This window comes from Paraburkholderia sp. GAS32 (genome assembly GCF_050434225.1).
Taxonomy (GTDB): domain Bacteria; phylum Pseudomonadota; class Gammaproteobacteria; order Burkholderiales; family Burkholderiaceae; genus Paraburkholderia; species Paraburkholderia madseniana.
The window spans coordinates 25,578-42,943 of sequence record NZ_JBNPVS010000017.1; the positions used below are offsets into that span (position 1 = coordinate 25,578).

At 62.5% G+C, this 17,366-nt stretch carries 16 protein-coding genes; 12 read left to right on the forward strand and 4 right to left on the reverse strand.

Going from position 1 to position 17,366, the window contains the following annotated elements:
* Window positions 1-56 precede the first annotated feature (56 nt).
* The 5 genes from ugpA (at window position 57) to P3T25_RS20965 (ending at window position 6,327) form a co-directional block, all read left to right on the forward strand.
* On the forward strand, window positions 57-941 hold the full coding sequence (ugpA, locus tag P3T25_RS20945) for a sn-glycerol-3-phosphate ABC transporter permease UgpA (RefSeq protein ID WP_054036671.1): 885 nt from the start codon (window positions 57-59) through the stop codon (window positions 939-941).
* Window positions 938-1,783 (forward strand): sn-glycerol-3-phosphate ABC transporter permease UgpE, encoded by an 846-nt coding sequence (gene ugpE / locus P3T25_RS20950; RefSeq protein ID WP_171926381.1) that lies wholly within the window; start codon window positions 938-940, stop codon window positions 1,781-1,783. Before ugpA ends, ugpE begins: the two co-directional genes overlap by 4 nt.
* Window positions 1,784-1,877: 94 nt before the next feature.
* A complete protein-coding gene (locus P3T25_RS20955) occupies window positions 1,878-2,966 on the forward strand; it encodes a sn-glycerol-3-phosphate import ATP-binding protein UgpC (protein WP_266259562.1) in 1,089 nt (362 codons plus the stop codon).
* A 217-nt stretch (window positions 2,967-3,183) separates the two neighbouring features.
* On the forward strand, window positions 3,184-4,848 hold the full coding sequence (gene ettA / locus P3T25_RS20960; protein ID WP_171926379.1) for an energy-dependent translational throttle protein EttA: 1,665 nt from the start codon (window positions 3,184-3,186) through the stop codon (window positions 4,846-4,848).
* 342 nt (window positions 4,849-5,190) lie between these two features.
* Window positions 5,191-6,327: a DUF748 domain-containing protein gene (locus P3T25_RS20965; protein ID WP_429358889.1), complete on the forward strand. Its 1,137-nt coding sequence runs from the start codon at window positions 5,191-5,193 to the stop codon at window positions 6,325-6,327.
* A 94-nt stretch (window positions 6,328-6,421) separates the two neighbouring features.
* Here P3T25_RS20965 and P3T25_RS20970 read toward each other — a convergent pair whose 3' ends face one another.
* Genes P3T25_RS20970 through P3T25_RS20980 form a run of 3 tightly spaced genes read right to left on the reverse strand, consistent with a single transcriptional unit; the run spans window position 6,422 to window position 9,167 of the window.
* The gene (locus P3T25_RS20970) at window positions 6,422-7,045 is read right to left on the reverse strand and encodes an HAD family hydrolase (RefSeq protein WP_429358890.1); all 624 of its coding nucleotides are present in this window, start codon (window positions 7,043-7,045) and stop codon (window positions 6,422-6,424) included.
* Between the two features lie 33 nt (window positions 7,046-7,078).
* Window positions 7,079-8,893: an aminopeptidase P family protein gene (locus P3T25_RS20975; protein ID WP_429358891.1), complete on the reverse strand. Its 1,815-nt coding sequence runs from the start codon at window positions 8,891-8,893 to the stop codon at window positions 7,079-7,081.
* A gap of 19 nt (window positions 8,894-8,912) precedes the next feature.
* Window positions 8,913-9,167 carry a hypothetical protein gene (locus P3T25_RS20980; RefSeq protein WP_429358892.1) on the reverse strand — a complete coding sequence of 85 codons (255 nt, stop codon included), beginning with the start codon at window positions 9,165-9,167 and terminating at the stop codon, window positions 8,913-8,915.
* Between the two features lie 203 nt (window positions 9,168-9,370).
* Here P3T25_RS20980 and P3T25_RS20985 point away from each other — a divergent pair, with 203 nt between their 5' ends.
* The 7 genes from P3T25_RS20985 (at window position 9,371) to P3T25_RS21015 (ending at window position 15,560) form a co-directional block, all read left to right on the forward strand.
* Window positions 9,371-10,081: a response regulator transcription factor gene (locus tag P3T25_RS20985; protein WP_429358893.1), complete on the forward strand. Its 711-nt coding sequence runs from the start codon at window positions 9,371-9,373 to the stop codon at window positions 10,079-10,081.
* 62 nt (window positions 10,082-10,143) lie between these two features.
* Window positions 10,144-11,430: a glutamyl-tRNA reductase gene (gene hemA / locus P3T25_RS20990; RefSeq protein ID WP_154561038.1), complete on the forward strand. Its 1,287-nt coding sequence runs from the start codon at window positions 10,144-10,146 to the stop codon at window positions 11,428-11,430.
* A 122-nt stretch (window positions 11,431-11,552) separates the two neighbouring features.
* Window positions 11,553-12,635: a peptide chain release factor 1 gene (gene prfA, locus P3T25_RS20995; RefSeq protein WP_097390515.1), complete on the forward strand. Its 1,083-nt coding sequence runs from the start codon at window positions 11,553-11,555 to the stop codon at window positions 12,633-12,635.
* Window positions 12,636-12,641: 6 nt separating this feature from the next.
* The gene (prmC, locus tag P3T25_RS21000; protein ID WP_429358894.1) at window positions 12,642-13,484 is read left to right on the forward strand and encodes a peptide chain release factor N(5)-glutamine methyltransferase; all 843 of its coding nucleotides are present in this window, start codon (window positions 12,642-12,644) and stop codon (window positions 13,482-13,484) included.
* Between the two features lie 114 nt (window positions 13,485-13,598).
* Complete coding sequence (gene grxD, locus P3T25_RS21005) at window positions 13,599-13,910, forward strand: Grx4 family monothiol glutaredoxin (RefSeq protein ID WP_012434475.1); 312 nt, start codon at window positions 13,599-13,601, stop codon at window positions 13,908-13,910.
* Between the two features lie 49 nt (window positions 13,911-13,959).
* Window positions 13,960-14,559 carry a UbiX family flavin prenyltransferase gene (locus tag P3T25_RS21010; RefSeq protein ID WP_154561034.1) on the forward strand — a complete coding sequence of 200 codons (600 nt, stop codon included), beginning with the start codon at window positions 13,960-13,962 and terminating at the stop codon, window positions 14,557-14,559.
* Between the two features lie 215 nt (window positions 14,560-14,774).
* Window positions 14,775-15,560 carry a DODA-type extradiol aromatic ring-opening family dioxygenase gene (locus P3T25_RS21015; protein WP_154561032.1) on the forward strand — a complete coding sequence of 262 codons (786 nt, stop codon included), beginning with the start codon at window positions 14,775-14,777 and terminating at the stop codon, window positions 15,558-15,560.
* A gap of 158 nt (window positions 15,561-15,718) precedes the next feature.
* Here P3T25_RS21015 and P3T25_RS21020 read toward each other — a convergent pair whose 3' ends face one another.
* Window positions 15,719-17,314, reverse strand: coding sequence for an APC family permease (locus P3T25_RS21020; protein ID WP_168435728.1), 1,596 nt, complete (start codon window positions 17,312-17,314; stop codon window positions 15,719-15,721).
* Window positions 17,315-17,366: the final 52 nt, after the last annotated feature.

The window sequence follows — 17,366 nt, forward strand, 5'->3', positions numbered from 1 at the left end:
GGTTTCGGTGCGCCCGCACCGAAACCTGTTGTTGCAGCAGAACCTAGGAAACTTCGATGGAAAAGCGCTCCAGCTTCGGCACCAGCGTGCTGCCCTACCTGCTCGTCGCGCCGCAACTCCTGATCACGCTGCTGTTCTTTCTGTGGCCGGCAGGCGAAGCGCTGTGGCAATCCACGCAGAGTCAGGACGCTTTCGGCACGTCGAGCGAGTTTGTCGGGCTCGCCAATTTCAAGCAGTTGTTCGCCGATCCGCTTTACCTGTCGTCGTTCAATACGACGCTGATTTTCTGTGCGCTCGTCACCGTGTTCGGATTGGTGATTTCGCTTCTGCTGGCGGTCTGCGCGGATCGCGTGACACGCGGCGCCAAGGCTTATCAGACCCTGCTGATCTGGCCGTATGCGGTCGCGCCCGCGATCGCCGCCGTGTTGTGGTCGTTCCTGTTCAACCCGAGCATCGGCCTCGTCACCTATGCGCTCGCCAAGTACGGCATCGTGTGGAATCACGCATTGAATGCGGGCCAGGCGATGTTTCTGGTGGTCCTGGCTTCGGTATGGAAACAGGTTAGCTATAACTTTCTGTTCTTCTATGCCGGCTTGCAGGCGATTCCGCGTTCGCTGATCGAAGCGGCGGCCATCGACGGCGCCGGTCCGGTCAGGCGCTTCTTCGGCATCGCCCTGCCGCTGCTTTCGCCGACCAGCTTCTTCCTGCTGGTGATCAATATCACCTACGCGTTCTTCGATACCTTCCCGGTGATCGACGCCGCCACCGGCGGCGGCCCGGCGCAATCCACCCGCACGCTGATCTACAAGATTTTCGCCGAAGGCTTTCAGGGGTTGGACATCGGCAGCTCGGGTGCGCAGTCCGTCATCCTGATGGTGATCGTCGTCGCGTTGACGGTCGTGCAATTCCGCTTCATCGAACGCAGGGTTCAATACTCATGATCGAGAACCGCCGCGGTTTCGACCTCTTCTGCCATGCGGTGCTGATTCTCGGCGTCGTGCTGGTGGTGTTTCCGGTGTACGTCGCGTTTTGCGCGGCGACGATGAGCGAGCACGAGGTGTTCAGCGTGCCGCTGTCACTAGTGCCGAGTACGCATCTATTCGAGAACATCTCGACGGTCTGGTCGCATGGCAGCGGCAATGCGGCGGCGCCGTTCGGCCGCATGCTGTTCAACAGCCTCGTCATGGCGTTGGTGATTTCGATCGGCAAGATCGCCATCTCGATGATCTCCGCGTATGCGATCGTGTTTTTCCGCTTTCCGTTTCGCAATCTGTCGTTCTGGCTGATCTTCGTCACGCTGATGCTGCCGGTCGAAGTGCGCATCTTTCCGACCGTGCAAGTCGTGTCGTCGATGCATATGAGCAATACGTATAGCGGGTTGACGTTGCCGCTGATCGCATCGGCCACCGCCACGTTCCTGTTCAGGCAATTCTTCATGACGCTGCCCGATGAACTGATGGAAGCGGCGCGTATCGACGGCGCGGGCGCTATGCGATTCTTCTGGGACGTGGTGCTGCCTCTGTCAAAAACGAACATGGCGGCGCTCTTTGTCATCACGTTCATTTACGGCTGGAATCAGTATCTATGGCCGATCCTGATTACAAGCCAGCAATCGCTGACCACGGCCGTGGTCGGCATCAAAAGCATGATCGCCTCCGGCGATACCGCAACCGAATGGCATCTCGTGATGACCGCGACGCTGCTCGCGATGCTGCCGCCGCTCGCCGTCGTGCTGACGATGCAACGCTGGTTCGTGCGCGGACTGGTGGACTCGGAGAAGTAACTCGCGCAGCTTGGGCGAGCTTCGGCGTTGGACAAATAAAGAACGCCGCGCAAAGCGTGGCACGCGCGGCAAGCAACGAAAAGGCTAAAACAGCATGGCTGCACTGACTCTGCAAGGCGTTAAAAAGACCTACGACGGCAAACAGTTCGTGTTGCACGGCATCGATGTGGACGTCTCGGACGGCGAGTTCGTCGTGATGGTCGGTCCGTCGGGTTGCGGCAAATCGACCTTGCTGCGGATGGTGGCCGGGCTCGAAGGCATCTCCGACGGCACCGTCTCGATCTCCGGCAAAGTGGTCAATCGCCTGGAGCCGAAAGATCGCAACATCGCGATGGTGTTCCAGAACTACGCGCTGTATCCGCATATGAGCGTCGCCGAAAACATGGGCTACGCGCTGAAGATTGCGGGCGTCGATCGCGCGCAGATTGCGAAGCGCGTGGACGCTGCGGCGCAGATTCTCGAGCTTGGTCCGCTGCTCGCACGCAAGCCGCGCGAGTTGTCCGGCGGGCAACGACAACGTGTCGCCATGGGCCGCGCGATCGTGCGCGAGCCGGCGGTGTTTCTGTTCGATGAGCCGCTGTCCAATCTCGATGCACGCCTGCGCGTGCAAATGCGCCTCGAAATCCAGCGCCTGCATGCACGGCTTGCCACGACCAGCCTGTACGTCACCCACGATCAAATTGAAGCGATGACGCTGGCGCAGCGCGTAATCGTGATGAACAAGGGTCACGCGGAGCAGATCGGCGCGCCGACCGAGGTCTACGAGCGGCCGGCGACGGTGTTCGTCGCGAGCTTCATCGGCTCACCGGGGATGAATCTGCTGGAAGGCCGCGTGTCGGACGACGGCTTGACGTTTGAAGTGGCTGGCAACGGTCCGAAGCTGCCGCTTACAGGCGTGGCATCGATCGGCCGGGAAGTTGCGAAGGGCCGCGAATGGACGCTCGGCATTCGCCCCGAGCACATGACGCCGGGTCAAGCGGACGCATCCAACGCCACCTTGACCGTCGATTCCTGCGAACTGCTCGGCGCGGACAACCTCGCGCACGGCCGCTGGGGCAAGCACGACGTGACCGTGCGGCTGCCGCACACGCACCGCCCCCCGGCTGGCGAAGCGCTGCAAGTCTCGCTGCCCGCGCAGCATCTGCATTTCTTCGATCCGGGGAGTGGACGGCGCGCGAACTGACGTCGCGAGGGGTGCCCTCTGCCGCCCCACCCCCGCCCCGAAGTACAATGCCATCTGCACAACCCGCCCGCGCGCGGGGCGTCGCGAAGTTCGACGCCGAGTTCGACGCCGCGCCGGCTGGCACCGGGCGCACCGCCCGGCTACAACACCCATTACCCATCCACCCACGACCGCCCGCCCCCACGCGGCCGGCGTCGTCAACGTCTATTGCAAGCAAATGGCCCAATACGTCTTCACCATGAACCGGGTCGGCAAAATCGTGCCGCCCAAGCGTCAAATCCTGAAAGACATCTCGCTGTCGTTCTTCCCCGGCGCGAAGATCGGTTTGCTGGGCCTGAACGGCTCGGGCAAATCGACGCTGATCCGCATCATGGCCGGTGTGGACAAGGACATCGAGGGCGAAGCCACGCCGATGCCGAACCTGAACATCGGCTATCTGCCGCAGGAACCGAAGCTCGATCCGACCAAGACGGTGCGTGAAGCGGTCGAGGAAGGTCTCGGCGACGTCTTCGGCGCACAAAAGAAACTGGACGAAATCTACGCAGCCTACGCTGAGCCGGACGCCGACTTCGACGCGCTCGCCGCCGAGCAGGCGAAGTACGAGGCCATTCTCGCCACCACCGACGGCAGCGCCGAACAACAGATCGAAATCGCCGCCGACGCGCTGCGTCTGCCGGCGTGGGACGCGAAGATCGAACATCTGTCGGGCGGCGAAAAGCGCCGCGTCGCGTTGTGCAAGCTGCTGCTCGAAAAGCCGGACATGCTGCTGCTCGACGAACCGACCAACCACCTGGATGCGGAATCGGTCGACTGGCTCGAACAGTTCCTCACACGCTTCCCGGGCACCGTCGTCGCCGTCACCCATGATCGCTACTTCCTCGATAACGCCGCCGAGTGGATTCTCGAACTCGACCGCGGTCACGGCATTCCCTGGAAGGGCAACTACAGCAGCTGGCTCGACCAGAAGGAAGAGCGCCTGAAGCAGGAAGAGTCGTCGGAATCGGCGCGTCAGAAGGCGATCAAGAAGGAACTGGAGTGGGTGCGCCAGAATCCGAAGGGCCGTCAGGCAAAGTCGAAGGCGCGTATCGCCCGCTTCGAGGAACTGAACAGCCAGGACTACCAGAAGCGCAACGAGACCTCGGAAATCTTCATCCCGGTCGGCGACCGCCTGGGTAATGAAGTCATCGAGTTCAAGAACGTCAGCAAGTCGTATGGCGATCGCCTGCTGCTCGACGACGTCAGCTTCAAGGTTCCGGCGGGCGCGATCGTCGGCATCATCGGTCCGAACGGCGCCGGTAAGTCGACGCTGTTCCGCATGCTCACCGGCCGTGAGCAGCCGGATTCGGGTGAGATCGTGCAAGGCCCGACGGTCAAGCTCGCGTACGTGGATCAGAGCCGCGACGCGCTCGACGGCTCGAAGACCGTGTTCGAAGAAATCTCCGGCGGTGCGGACGTGTTGACCGTCGGCAAGTACGAAACGCCTTCGCGGGCGTACATCGGCCGCTTCAACTTCAAGGGTGGCGATCAGCAGAAGACCGTTGGCAATCTGTCGGGCGGTGAGCGCGGCCGGCTGCATCTGGCGAAAACGCTGATCGCGGGCGGCAACGTGCTGCTGCTGGACGAACCGTCGAACGACCTGGACGTCGAAACGCTGCGCGCGCTCGAAGACGCGTTGCTCGAGTTCGCCGGCTCCGTCATGGTGATCTCGCACGATCGCTGGTTCCTTGACCGGATCGCGACACACATCCTGGCATTCGAAGGCGATTCGCAAATCACGTTCTTCGACGGCAACTACCAGGAATACGAAGCGGACAAGCGTGCCCGCCTCGGTGAAGAAGCCGCACGTCCGAAGCGTCTGCGCTACAAGCCGATCGCACGATAAATCGCTAGCCTGACGGCCCGCTCGTTGGCTGATGAGCGGGCTGTTTTGCGGGTCTCTTTATTGCTGACATTTTGTGAGCCACTTTGCTGACCGCCCGGTCGGCGCGTTTTGCCGGCCGTTTGGCCAGCCATTTGCCCGGTCATTTTGCTCATCGTTGTACGCCGCAATTACCGTTCGTTTGCGGATAGGTGGTAGGGCACACGCCTTGCGTGCCACGGCGGTGATACACGTCGTCCCGGCGGGATGCAGGAACTTCGCCCTATCAAATAATTGTGCGTCCAACGGGCGCACACACCGGCCGATCACACCCACGCCGCCCAGCGCGGCGACGAGGAGGCAAGCATGGCGATGTCGAAGGGCAAGCGCTGGGCGATTGCCGCAGGTGGCCTGCTGCTGGTGCTGATCGTCGTCGCGGTCGGTGCGCTGCAGTTCGCGCAGCGCGAAGTCAAAGAACGCATCATTGTGGCGCTCGGACCATTAGGCAGCGCCGAAAGCATCCGGGTCGGCCTCACTTCCGTCCATCTCACCAACGTTCTGCTCAAGGCGCCGCCCGGCTGGCCCGCCGGCGATCCGCTACGTGCCGACGAAATCACCATCACGCCCGACATCCGCGATCTGCTCGCGCGGCGCATGCATATTCGCAGCGTGGTGGTGCGCGGCTTCGACATCGCCGTACTGCGAACCAAGGACGGTGCGATCCGCCTGATGCCGAATCTGCGGCAATCGATCAACGGCCCGATCAACGGCTCGAACGACGAGGGAGCCAGCGGCGCGGCAACCCCCGGCTCCCGCGAAAAGCTGGTCGATCACGTTAGCTTCGAGCAAGGCAACTTTCATTTTTACGACATGACGGTCGGCCCGCCGGCATTCAAAGTGACGGTCAGCAACGCCAACGCAGCTGTCGATCACCTGCATCTGCCCGCGCTCACCGAACCGACCAACGTCAGCGTCACCGGCTCGATCAAGGGCCCAACGCATACTGGCACCGTTTCGTTCGGCGGGTGGATCAAGATTGCCAGCAAGGATTCGCAGACCACCAGCACATTGCGCGGCGTCGATGTTGTCATGCTGGATCCGTACCTGTTGAAAAAAACCGGCGCGAAGGCGCAAGTGACGGGCGGCACAGTCGACCTGACAGTCGACTCGACGGTGCGCAACTTTCAACTGCATGCACCCGGCACGGTGACGATCCACCATCTGCAACTCGCCGACAGCGACAACCCGCTCGACACCTTCATGTCGATTCCGACCCAAGCCGCCATCGCCGCGCTCAAGATGCACAACGGCGACATCACGCTACATTTCGTCCTGGATGGGAATTTGCGCGACCCGAAGTTTTCGGTGCAGGAAAGTCTGATGACGCGCCTTGGCGCCGGTTTTGCGCAAGCGATGGGCGTGAGCGTCGAAGGCTTGGCGAAGGGCGCCGGGGAGACAGTGAAAGGATTGGGTAACGCGTTGAAAAATCTGCTCGGTCAGTAGGCAGACTTGGGCCGACGCAGGCGGTGCCATTAAAGCGAAGACGCGCCATGCGTCGCCGCTTTAACCGGCATCCCCGGAACGCGGCATCTCGCGCTTAGACCGGCAAGCCCAATTCGCGCAGTCCTGCTTCCGTTTTTGCGGCGCTCGTGTGATGCACACCGTGCCAGCCGAGTGTCGTCGCGGCCTCGGCGTTTTTCAGATTGTCGTCAATGAAGACAAGTTCGCCCGGCTGGATGCCCGGCAGTTGCGCCTCGATCCGCTGACGCATTTCCGCGAAGATCGCCGGATCGGGCTTCACCAGCTTCACCCGGCCCGACACGACGATGTCGCGGAAACGCCGCAGCACGGGGAAATGCTCCCACGCATACGGAAACGTCTCCGCCGACCAGTTCGTCAGCCCGAAGAGCGGCACATCGGCCGCTTCGAGCTTTCCCATGATCGCCACGCCCTCTTCCAGCACGCCGGGCACCATCTCGTGCCAGCGCTCGTAAAACGCGCGGATCAGTGGCGCGTGATCGGGAAACTTCGCGATCAGCTCGTTTGTCCCCTCGACGATCGGCTGACCACCGTCCTGACGGATCACCCAATCCATCGAACAAACGTGCGTCAGAAACCAGCGGCGCTGCGTTTCGTCAGGGATCAACCGGCGATACAGGTACTCGGGGCTCCAGTCGATCAGCACGCCGCCGAAATCGAACACGACTGCCTTGATGGCCATGCACGCTCCGTCAGTAAGGTCGTGGCGATGAGATCAGATAGCTTGCGTACGCAACTCGAGCCACGCCTTGGCCTCGCCCGACACATGCGGCAACAGGCGCGTGCGCACCATCTCGTGATAGGCGTTGAGCCACGCGCGCTCGTCGTCACGCAACAGCGACAGGTCGAGGCAGCGTGTATCGATCGGGCACAGCGTCAGCGTCTCGAACTTGAGGAAATCGCCGAACTCGGTTTTCTCCGTCGGCACGTTCAGCACCAGGTTTTCGATCCGCACGCCCCACTGGCCCGGCCGGTAGATACCCGGCTCGACCGAGGTGATCATGCCTTCTTCCATCGCGGTGCACGGTTCGGCCGGCGCGTAGTGCGAAATCACCTGCGGGCCTTCGTGCACGTTCAGGAAATAGCCCACGCCGTGACCGGTGCCATGACCGTAATCGGCGCCGGCTTCCCAGATCGGCGCGCGGGCGATCGCGTCGAGCATCGGCGAACGGACGCCGCGCGGGAATTTCGCGCGCGACAGCGCCATGGTGCCTTTCAGCACGATCGTGAAATCGCGCCGCTGCGCCTCGCTGATGGTGCCGACCGGCACAACGCGGGTGATGTCGGTCGTACCGCTCAGATACTGCGCGCCCGAATCGATCAGCAACAGGCCATTGCCCTCGATCACCGAATGCGACTCATTGGTCGCGCGGTAGTGCGGCATCGCACCGTTCGCGTTGAAGCCAGCGATCGTCGCAAAGCTCAGCGACACGAAGCCCGGACGGCGCGCACGGGCTGCCGTCAGGCGCTCGTCGATCGTCAGTTCGGTGATCGTTTCGCGCCCCAGCGCGCCTTCGAACCACGCGAAGAATTCGGCGAGCGCCGCGCCATCCTGTTCCATCGTCTCGCGCACATGCTCCGCTTCCGCCTCGGTCTTGCGCGACTTGAAGAACGTGGACGGATTGACCGCCTCGACGACGTTCACCGTGGCCGGCACCGACTGTAGCGAGCCATAGGTAATGCGGCGCGGGTCGATCAGCAGCGTGCTTCCGGCCGGCAGCGCGGCCAGCGCTTCTGCGGCCTTCGCGTAGGGCTCGACGCTGATGCCGTCGCGTGCGAGCGCATCGGCCAGCGCTTGGGGCACCTTGCCATCGGCGACGAAGAGCGACGCACTTTCCGGACCAATCATCGCATGCGCCACGAACACCGGGTTATAGCTGACGTCGGCGCCGCGCAGATTCAAAAGCCATGCGAGGTCGTCGAGTGTGGAAATGAAGTGCCACTGCGCGCCCTTTTCCGCCATCGCACGGCGAATCTGCGCGAGCTTTTCCGAACGGGCGACGCTCGCGTGCGGCGCGGCATGCTCGAACACTTCGGCGGCGGGCAGCGACGGGCGCTGCGGCCAGATCGCGTCGAACAGATCGACGTCCGTGCGCAGCTTCACGCCGCGCGCGGCAAGCGTCTGGCTCAAAGCGCGCGCCGCCGATACACCGAGCACGGCACCGTCCACACCGACTGTGTCGCCGGTCGCGACGTTCTGCGCCAGCCATTCGAAATGCGGCGCGGTCTGCTGGCCGCCGGTCATCTTCATCAACTGAACTCCGGTGCCGGCCAGTTGTGCGTTGGCTTGTTCCCAATAGCGGCTGTCGGTCCACACGCCGGCGAAATCGGCGGTCACGACGAGCGTGCCGGCCGAGCCGGTGAAGCCCGACAACCACTGCCGGCCTTGCCAGCGCCCTGGTAGATATTCGGAAAGATGCGGATCTGCGGACGGCACCAGATAGGCGGCTACACCTTCGTGCGCCATCGCATTGCGCAATGTCGCGAGCCGTTCGGGGATGGAGGAAGTTTCGGGAAGTCGGGCATTCATCGGAGTCACCTGCAAGTATTCATCGACGGGAAAGCAAGCCGACCGTCACGGCAACGGCGACCAGCGCGATGGCGGTACATACCGGCCATTCGAGCGTATCGCCATCATGAAAGAGACCAACCACGTTGCCGGCCATGCGCGCAACACCCGCGCCCAGCACGCCGGTCAGGAGCGCCACCCACCATAAGGCGCGGCTCGAGCGGCGCAGCGGATGCAGCCACCAACCCGCCAGGCCAATCACCGCGCCCAACACCAGGATTCCGGGCCACCCCATTAGCGCCAGGTCTCGCGCAATTTCAGATTCGTCTCATGGGCGCAAGAGGCCAACACAGATAGCATTTTTGTCTCATTAACTATAGAGGTTCAGCACGGCGCTTTCCGCATAGCGGTTGAGTTTAGGGGTCGGGGTGATGTTAGGCAAGCTGTAAGCCTTACGGAGAAACCTAGTCCGGGTAATTGCCAAGCTGAAAGCGTGCCATGCGAATCGCCCTTATCGAGCCGGATTTACGGCACGCCACCCTGGTCGGCCGGCTGATCTTTGCCGGCGGCCATGCGTGCCAGTACTTCACAGCGAGCACGCCGTTTCTTCATCGCGCCGCCGACGAATTCTTCGATCTTCTCATCACTGAAAACTGGGCCGGCGACCATTGCGCCGAAGACCTGATTCCGCGCGCCCGCTCGATCCTGCCGAACTTGCCGGTGATCGTGCTGCTGTCGGAGCCACGCGAGAGCCAGATTGTCGCCGTGCTGCACGCCGGTGCCGACGACTGTCTGACCAAACCGGTCCGCGGCCCGGAAATGCTGGCCCGAGTGGACGCGCTGCTACGGCGCGCGGGCCTGCGGCGACCGTCCAACCGGCGGCGCGACACGATCGGCGGCTATGCGTTCGACGCGGCGCAGTTCGCCGTCAGCTTCCGTAATCAGACGGTCGCCCTGACGCCGAAGGAGTTCCGCTTTGCGCTGCTGCTGTTTTCCAATCTGTCACGGCCGGTGTCGCGCGCGCATATTCTCGAAACGGTCTGGACTCGCCGCCGCGACGTACAGTCGCGCACCGTCGACACCCACGCATCGCGCGTGCGGACCAAGTTGCAGTTGCGACCCGAGCACGGGTACTGCCTGACACCGCTCTACGGCTATGGCTACCAACTCGACGCCATCCCGCCGGACGCCATTGTGGGGGCCGGGTGACGCATCCACAATGTAAGAATTGTGGAAACGCTATAATATTGAGCTAAACCATAGCTCCCCATATGCAGCTTCTAACGATCGGAATCAATCACCACACTGCGCCTGTCGCCTTGCGCGAACGCGTGGCGTTTCCGCTCGAACAGATCAAGCCTGCACTGGACACCTTCAAGAGCGTCTGGCTTGGCCGCACCGCCCGCACGGCCCCGGAAGCTGCGATTCTGTCCACCTGTAACCGCACCGAACTCTACTGCGCGACCGACGACCAGGCCGTGCGTGAAGCCGCGATCCAGTGGTTCTCGAAGTACCACAACCTCCCCGTCGACGAACTCGCGCCGCACGTATACGCGCTGCCGCAGTCGGAAGCCGTGCGCCACGCGTTCCGCGTTGCCTCGGGACTCGATTCGATGGTGCTGGGCGAGACGCAAATCGTCGGACAAATGAAGGACGCGGTGCGCACGGCGTCTGAAGCCGGTGCGCTCGGCACCTATCTGAACCAGTTGTTCCAGCGCACCTTCGCCGTTGCGAAAGAAGTGCGCAGCACTACCGAAATCGGCGCGCAGTCGGTTTCCATGGCGGCAGCCGCCGTGCGGCTCGCACAACGGATTTTCGACAAGATTTCAAACCAGCGCGTGCTGTTCATCGGCGCGGGCGAAATGATCGAGTTGTGCGCTACGCACTTCGCGGCACAGCAGCCACGCGAACTCGTCGTCGCCAATCGCACGGCCGAGCGCGGCACCCGCCTCGCTGAACGCTTCAACGGCCGGGCCATTCCGCTCTCGGAACTGCCTGCCCGCATGCACGAGTTCGACATCATCGTGTCGTGCACCGCGTCGACCCTGCCGATCATCGGTCTGGGCGCGGTCGAGCGGGCCGTGAAAGCGCGCCGTCACCGGCCGATTTTCATGGTCGATCTGGCCGTGCCGCGCGATATCGAACCCGAAGTCGGTAAGCTCGAAGACGTTTTCCTGTACACCGTCGACGATCTCGGCGCGATCGTGCGCGAAGGCAATGCGTCGCGGCAAGCCGCGGTCGCGCAGGCCGAGGCGATCATCGAAACGCGTGTGCAGAACTTCATGCAATGGCTCGACGCACGCAGCATCGTGCCGGTGATCCGCCACATGCATACACAGGCCGACGTGCTGCGTCGCGCCGAAGTCGAACGCGCGCAGAAAATGCTCGCACGCGGCGAGGACCCGGCAGCGGTGCTCGAAGCGTTGTCGCAATCGCTCACCAACAAACTGATCCACGGCCCCACGCACGCGCTTAATCGTGCGAGCAGCGAGAACCGTGACACGCTTATCGAATTGATGAGCGGTTTCTACAAACACTCCGGTTCTACGGAGCGTTAGCGGCGCAGCCACCGCCGCACCGTCCGCGCCACACTGAGTGGCCCGCGACATGCTTCTGACCAGGGCATCTGCCCACTCCCCTAGTCGTCGTCTTTGCCGGAGTCCGCTCCGATACCCGTCCGATGAAAACGAGCATGCAACGCAAGCTCGACCAGCTCACTACCCGGCTGGCCGAACTGAACGACCTGTTGAGCCGCGAGGACATCACCTCGAATCTCGACCAATACCGCAAGCTCACGCGTGAACACGCCGAGCTCGGGCCGGTTGTTGAGCATTACGCGCTGTGGCGCCTGGCGATGAACGACGCGGCGACCGCGCAGGAACTGCTGGCGGACGCGTCGATGCGCGACTTCGCGGAAGAAGAAATTCGCGCGGCGCGCGAGCGGATGGAAAAACTCGGCGCCGAATTGCAGAAAATGCTGCTGCCGAAAGACCCGAACGACGACCGCAACATCTTCCTCGAAATCCGCGCCGGTACCGGTGGCGACGAATCCGCACTGTTTGCCGGCGATTTGCTGCGCATGTACCTGCGCTTTGCCGAGCGTAATCGCTGGCAAGTGGAGATGATGTCGGCGAGCGAATCGGACCTCGGCGGCTACAAGGAAGTGATCGTGCGGATCGCCGGCGAAGCAGCCTATTCCAAGCTCAAGTTCGAGTCGGGCGGCCATCGCGTGCAACGCGTGCCGGCCACCGAAACGCAGGGCCGCATTCACACTTCGGCGTGCACGGTCGCGGTGATGCCGGAAGCGGACGAAATCGGCGAAGTCGAGATCAATCCGGCTGATCTGCGCATCGACACGTTCCGCGCGTCCGGCGCGGGCGGGCAGCACATCAACAAGACAGACTCGGCCGTGCGGGTGACGCACTTGCCGACCGGCATCGTCGTCGAATGTCAGGACGACCGGTCGCAGCACAAGAACAAGGATCGTGCGCTGAAGGTGTTAGCCGCTCGCATCAAGGACAAGCAGTCGCACGAGCAGCAGGCGAAGGAAGCCGCGACCCGCAAGAGCCTGATCGGCTCGGGCGATCGCTCGGAGCGGATTCGCACCTACAACTTCCCGCAAGGACGGCTGACGGATCACCGGATCAATCTGACGCTGTATCGCCTCGACGCAATCATGGACGGCGATCTCGACGAATTGATCGCGGCCTTGGTCAGCGAGCATCAGGCCGAGTTGCTGGCATCGCTGGGCGACGCGGACTAAGCGCGAATGGACCTGGTCACACCTGCCGCGCTGTTGCGCGCCTCGCCACTGCCGTCACTCGAAGCGCGGATTCTGCTCACGCACGTGCTCGGCTGGCGGCATACGCAATTGATTACGCGCAGCGATGAGGCTCTCGACGGCCCGGTAATCGAACGATACCGGGCTCTGGAGGCACGGCGTGTCGCCGGTGAGCCGGTGGCGCAACTGGTCGGCGCGCGCGAATTTTTCGGGCTTGATTTCGAAGTGACGCCGGACGTGCTGATTCCACGTCCCGAAACCGAATTGCTGGTCGAAACAGCGTTGGCGGCGATGGAAAACGTCTCGCGGCCGCGCGTGCTCGATCTGGGTACCGGCACCGGCGCCATTGCCGTGGCCATTGCGTCGATGCGGCCCGACGCGCAGGTCTGGGCGCTGGACCGTTCCGCCGAAGCACTGGTGGTGGCCAGACGTAATGCCGCGCGCCTGCTTGATGCCAAACGCCCCGGTAGCGCCGTGGACTTGCAGCAAAGCGACTGGTACAGCTCGCTCGACGCAGCATTGCGCTTTAACGTGATCGTCAGCAATCCGCCGTATATCGCGAGCGGCGATCCGCATTTGTCGGAAGGCGATCTGCGCTTCGAACCGCGCGGCGCGCTCACCGACGAAGCCGACGGCCTCAGCGCGATCCGCAAGATCGTCGCGGGCGCGCCCACACGTTTGGCCGCCAACGGCGTATTGTGGATCGAACACGGGTACGATCAGGCGGAAGCCGTGCGCGGTCTACTGACGGTGCAGGGTTTTACGCAAGTCCGCTCGGAGCAGGATCTCGCCGGCATCGAGCGAATCAGCGGCGGACGATGGCCCGGCTGACCTCGATAAATGGCCCTAATCGCCGAGGTGGCAAAGCTGCCCTCGGCCGGTCTTACCGAAATCCGCTATCATTTCAGCCTATTCCCTACACATAACGGAACCGCAAGGTCAGTCATGGATACGCAACAACGCATCAAGCAAATCGTCGACGAAAACAACGTCGTGCTCTTCATGAAGGGCACCGCCCAGTTCCCGATGTGCGGCTTTTCCGGCCGCGCCATCCAGATCCTGAAGGCGTGCGGCGTCGGCGAAATCAAGACCGTCAACGTGCTCGAAGACGACGAAGTCCGCCAGGGTATCAAGCAGTTCTCGAACTGGCCGACCATTCCGCAGCTCTACGTGAAGGGCGAATTCGTCGGCGGCTCGGACATCATGATGGAAATGTACGAATCGGGCGAACTGCAGCAACTGTTCGCCGCGGCCTAAGCAGCCGCTGTCCGAACCTTTGTTGTCCTCCGATAAGGCGCCGCGAGCCATGGAAACACGTGCTGCGGCGCCACGCCGGCTGATCGTTGCGATTACCGGCGCGACCGGCGCCATCTACGGCATCCGGTTGCTTGAGACGTTGCGCAGGCTGGGCGGCGTCGAGAGCCATCTGCTGATTTCGAGCGCTGGGTGGCTCAATATCCAGCACGAACTCCAGTTGAGCAAAGAAGACGTGCATCCGCTCGCGGATGTCGTCCATTCGGTGCGCGACGTCGGCGCAAGTATCGCGTCCGGCTCGTTTGCGACCGATGGCATGGTGATCGCGCCGTGCTCGATGAAGACGCTGGCAAGCGTCGCACACGGTTTTTCCGACAACCTGATCACCCGAGCCGCCGATGTCACGCTCAAAGAGCGCCGCAGGCTCGTGCTTCTCGTGCGCGAAACGCCGTTAAACCTCGCGCATCTGCGCAATATGACGGCTGTCACCGAAATGGGTGGCGTGATCTTTCCGCCCTTGCCTGCTTTCTATAACCAACCCACGACGATCGACGAAATGGTCGATCACACGGTGGCGCGCGTGCTGGATCTATTCGCGTTGGGGCCGGCCATGTCGCCGGCGTGGCAAGGTTTGCGCGGCACGCAGGAATAATTCGCAGGACGACATACTGCCGCCGCGCGTGGCGCGAAGGCAGGCGCCATGCATTGCCACGGCCTAACGAGCGGCGCGCCACAATCGCTCCATGGCCATTAACAACACCGACGACACAATCAATTCCGTTTTTACCCGTTTATCAAACGCCGGTACAGACCTATATTGATAGCAACCCTACTTCCGCGCCGCATTCCCGCGGCGGCGTTGCTGCCATGAATCGCTTACCGTCGCTCTACCTCTCCCACGGCGCACCTACGCTGCCGATCGACCCTTCCCTGCCGTCCGCCGAATTCGGCGCACTGTCGGCGCAATTGCCGCGCCCTGAGAGCGTGCTGATGCTGTCGGCCCATTGGGGCACGGCGCAACCGGTGGTGAGCACGTCCACGGCGCCTGAGACCATCCACGATTTCTACGGCTTCCCGCGTCAGTTGTATGAGATTCAGTACCCGGCTCCCGGCGCGCCCGATATGGCGCGCCGGGCCGCGGTGCTGCTCGGCGAACACGGCATCCTTGCCGACGCCCAGCCGCACGGGCTCGACCATGGCGCCTGGGTGCCGATGCTGTTGATGTTCCCGGAAGCCGACATACCGGTCGCGCAACTGTCGATCCAGCCGCACATGGACGCCGCCCATCACTTCCGGGTGGGTCGCGCGCTGCGCTCGCTGAAAGATGACGGCGTGATGGTGATCGGCTCGGGCCAGATCACGCACAACCTGCGCGCTGCGGATTTTTCCGCGCGCCCGGGAGATGCCGATCCGCGCGTGGCCGAATTCACCGACTGGTTCGAGGCCAGGCTCGCCGCGCACGACATCGACGCGTTGCTTGACTACCGCCGCCAGGCGCCGCACGCGGTGCTGATGCATCCGACCGACGAGCATCTGCTGCCCGTGTTCGCGGCACTGGGTGCGGCGGACGACGATTATTCGCTGGCGATTCAGTCGCTCGGAACCTATCAGCGCTCGCTCGCCATGACGAATTACGTGTTCGGCACCGCCTGATTCAACGCCTAAGTAACGCCGAAGCAAGGTCTAACCAAGGCCAAAGCGCCGCCAACAAAAAAGCCCGCCTGAGCAACTCAGGCGGGCTTTTTTCATACCGGGCCGAATCATGACGATCCGGCGGTCCGGCGATCCGGCGAAGGGCTCAGCGCAGCACCTTAGTGTGCGCCTATGCCTTCAAGCACTTCGTCGTGCGTCTGACGTTCTTCGAGGTATTCCGAACGGTAGCCGCTATTCACGCCCCAGTAGTAGAACACCAGCGAGAACACGGCCACCACCAGCATGTCCCAGCCGTACGGCAGGAGGCCGTGGCCGCCAAACTCCTTGCTGCCGATCAGCGACAGAATCGCCATGATCGGCAGGTAGGCCACGAGCCACCATGCAGCCTTCAGGTCACGCCCCCAACCGCCAAAACCCGACTTCGCCTGGAAATAGAAGTAGACCGGCAGCGCGACGACCATCAACAGAATGATTTCGCCGGTCAGCGGCCACTTCGCCCAATACAGGATCAGCGACGCGCACACGAAAGCGAACGGCGCAATGAATTTCATGCCCGGAATGTGCAGCGGGCGCTCCAGATCCGTCGCCGCGCGGCGCAGCGCCATCAGGCTGATCGGGCCAGTCAGGTACGAGATCACGGTCGCGACCGAGATCACCGCCGCCAACGAGCTCCAGCCACGGAAGAAGAACAGGAAAATGAACGACACCAGCAGGTTGAACCACATCGCCTGACGCGGCACGCCGTAGAACGGGTGCACGTTGCCGAACATCTTCGGCATCGTGTTGTTGCGCTCCATCGCGTAGATCATGCGGGTGGTGGTCGCCATGTAAGTCGTGCCGGTACCGCTCGGGCTGACGAACGCGTCGACGTACAGCAGGATAGCCAGCCAGTTCAGGTTCAGCGCGATGGCCAGTTCGGCAAACGGCGAAGCGAAGTTGAAGTGGCTCCAGCCCTTCATCACATCGCCCGGGTTCACCGCGCCGATGTACGCGATCTGCAGCAGCACGTAGATCACCAGCGCCAGCAGGATCGAGCCGATCACCGCGAACGGCACGCTTCTGGCCGGATTGCGCGCTTCACCGGCGAGGTTGATCGGGCTCTGGAAGCCGTTGAAGGCGAACACGATGCCGCTCGTCGACACGGCTGTCAGCACAGCCGACCAGCCGTACGGCGCAAAGGTACTCACTTCGCCGAAGTTTTCTTTGTGGAAACCCGACAGCATCAGACCAGCGATCGTCGCACCCGGAATCAGGAACTTGAAGACCGTGATCGCCGAATTGGCGCGCGCGAACAGCTTCACGCCCCAGTAATTCAGCAAGAAGTAAATGATCACGAGGGCCGCGGACAGCAATAGCCCATTGGTCGTTAATGACCCATCCACGAATAGCGCATGCGCCCATGGATACGGCCAGGTGCTCATATATTGAATGGATGCTTCTGCCTCGATTGGAATCACCGAGACAATGGCGATCCAGTTGGCCCATGCACTGATGAACCCAACCAGCGCGCCGTGCGAATAGCGCGCGTAACGCACCATGCCGCCGGACTCCGGGAACATCGCGCCGAGTTCTGCGTAGGTCAAGGCAATCGCGAGAATCACCACCGCGCCGATGACCCATGCACAGATGGCAGCCGGCCCGGCAATTTTTGCAGCCTTCCACGCGCCGAACAACCAGCCCGATCCGATGATGGAACCCAAGCCGGTCAGCAACAGCGCGACCGGTCCGATGTTCCGTTGTATAGAACTTTTCACATCTTCTCCTATGTCGGCCGGAACCGGTGGTTAAGCACTTACTCCGGTCCCA

Coding starts and splice junctions, on each gene's coding strand:
- ugpA (WP_054036671.1), top strand. CDS start 57: ATGGAAAAGCGCTCCAGCTTCGGCACCAGCGTGCTGCCCTACCTGCTC.
- ugpE (WP_171926381.1), top strand. CDS start 938: ATGATCGAGAACCGCCGCGGTTTCGACCTCTTCTGCCATGCGGTGCTG.
- P3T25_RS20955 (WP_266259562.1), top strand. CDS start 1,878: ATGGCTGCACTGACTCTGCAAGGCGTTAAAAAGACCTACGACGGCAAA.
- ettA (WP_171926379.1), top strand. CDS start 3,184: ATGGCCCAATACGTCTTCACCATGAACCGGGTCGGCAAAATCGTGCCG.
- P3T25_RS20965 (WP_429358889.1), top strand. CDS start 5,191: ATGGCGATGTCGAAGGGCAAGCGCTGGGCGATTGCCGCAGGTGGCCTG.
- P3T25_RS20970 (WP_429358890.1), bottom strand. CDS start 7,045: ATGGCCATCAAGGCAGTCGTGTTCGATTTCGGCGGCGTGCTGATCGAC.
- P3T25_RS20975 (WP_429358891.1), bottom strand. CDS start 8,893: ATGAATGCCCGACTTCCCGAAACTTCCTCCATCCCCGAACGGCTCGCG.
- P3T25_RS20980 (WP_429358892.1), bottom strand. CDS start 9,167: ATGGGGTGGCCCGGAATCCTGGTGTTGGGCGCGGTGATTGGCCTGGCG.
- P3T25_RS20985 (WP_429358893.1), top strand. CDS start 9,371: ATGCGAATCGCCCTTATCGAGCCGGATTTACGGCACGCCACCCTGGTC.
- hemA (WP_154561038.1), top strand. CDS start 10,144: ATGCAGCTTCTAACGATCGGAATCAATCACCACACTGCGCCTGTCGCC.
- prfA (WP_097390515.1), top strand. CDS start 11,553: ATGAAAACGAGCATGCAACGCAAGCTCGACCAGCTCACTACCCGGCTG.
- prmC (WP_429358894.1), top strand. CDS start 12,642: ATGGACCTGGTCACACCTGCCGCGCTGTTGCGCGCCTCGCCACTGCCG.
- grxD (WP_012434475.1), top strand. CDS start 13,599: ATGGATACGCAACAACGCATCAAGCAAATCGTCGACGAAAACAACGTC.
- P3T25_RS21010 (WP_154561034.1), top strand. CDS start 13,960: ATGGAAACACGTGCTGCGGCGCCACGCCGGCTGATCGTTGCGATTACC.
- P3T25_RS21015 (WP_154561032.1), top strand. CDS start 14,775: ATGAATCGCTTACCGTCGCTCTACCTCTCCCACGGCGCACCTACGCTG.